Origin of the sequence: Streptomyces humi, assembly GCF_001005085.2 — a bacterium.
In the GTDB taxonomy this organism is placed as follows: domain Bacteria; phylum Actinomycetota; class Actinomycetes; order Streptomycetales; family Streptomycetaceae; genus Streptomyces; species Streptomyces humi.
Window position 1 is genome coordinate 1 of sequence record NZ_LBMU02000171.1, and the last position, 1,428, is coordinate 1,428.

At 70.0% G+C, this 1,428-nt stretch carries 1 protein-coding gene; it reads right to left on the minus strand.

Annotation, left to right across the window (positions count from 1 at the left end; genetic code table 11):
- Positions 1 to 18 precede the first annotated feature (18 nt).
- The gene (locus AAW13_RS43670) at positions 19 to 1,221 is read right to left on the minus strand and encodes an IS110 family RNA-guided transposase (RefSeq protein ID WP_046734781.1); all 1,203 of its coding nucleotides are present in this window, start codon (positions 1,219 to 1,221) and stop codon (positions 19 to 21) included.
- Between the last annotated feature and the right edge of the window lie 207 nt (positions 1,222 to 1,428).

The window sequence follows — 1,428 nt, forward strand, 5'->3', positions numbered from 1 at the left end:
GGAGTCTCAATGACGAAGTCAAGCCGACTGCGGGGATGGCGGGGCGGAGACGAAGAGCCTGTTGTCTCGCAGGAGCGCCCACAGAACGCTGGCCCGTCGCCGTGCCAGCGCGATGACGGCCTGGACGTGCTTGAGTCCTTCGCCGCGCTTCTTCAGGTAGAAGTCCCGGTTCGGCCCCTCGCGCATCATGCTGGTCTGCGCGGACATGTAGAACACCCTGCGCAGGCGGCGGCTGTAGCGCTTGGGCCGGTGCAGGTTCCCGGTCCGCCGGCCGGAATCGCGGGGGACGGGCACGAGCCCCGCCGCGGAAGCGAGGTGGCCGGCGTTCGCGTAGGCCGACAGGTCACCCGCCGCGACGACGAACTCGGCGCCGAGTATCGGCCCCATACCTGGCAGGGACTCGATGATCTCCGCCTGCGGGTGGGCGCGGAAGGTCTCACGGATCTGCCTGTCGATCCGTTTGAGCCGGTCGTCCAGGGCGAGGATCTGCGCGGCCAGCTCGGCCACGATCTGCGCGGCGACGTCCTCGCCGGGCAGCGCGGTCATCTGGGCCCGGGCAGCTGCGAGGGCGGTGGCCGCGACATCGTCGGCGCCCCGGACTGCGCGGTTGGCCAGCCATGCCGTGAGCCGGGCCCTGCCGCGGCGGCGGAGGGCAGCCGGAGTCTGGTAACCGGTCAGCAGCACCAGCGCGCCCTTGTGCGAGCTGTAGTCGAAGGCCCGCTCCAGTGCCGGGAAGATGCCGGTCAGGACGTCCCGGAGCCGGTTGATCATCCGTACCCGGTCGGCCACCATGTCTGCGCGGTGAGCGGTCAGCAGCGCAAGGTCGGCGGCGAGCTGCGCAGGCACGTTGATGGTGGCGAAGTCGCCTCGGTGGCGGGCGGTCTCTGCGATGACGTAAGCGTCGCGGGCGTCGGTCTTCGCCTCGCCCCGGTAGGCGCCGGACATACGGTTGACCGTACGGCCGGGCACGTAGACGGCCTGCTGACCGTGGGCCGCAAGGAGAGCCAGCAGCAGAGCGGAGGCCGTTCCGCAGATGTCCACCGCCCAGTGGACCTGGTCCGCCAGATCGAGGATCTCGCCCAGGGCGGCCAGGATCGCCGTCTCGTCGTTGTCGATCTTCTTCGACCACAGTGTGGCACCGGTCCCGTCGACCACCGCCGCCCAGTGATGGCCCTTGCCGGCATCGATGCCGACCCAGACCCGGCCCTGCCGTTCGCTCACGCGCCCCTCCTCGTCTCACACAGCATGCCGTCGGCCCGAGGAACACCCCGCTGTCATCTCCGTAAACAGCGACCGCACAAGGCGCGCACATCTCAATCAGCAGCCAGGGCGCCCCGGAGAGCCGGACGGCCACTCCCGCGAAGCCACGGTCGGCAAGGAAGCATCAGCCACATCCGGCCCTCCCGGGCCACCCAACAACTTACGGAG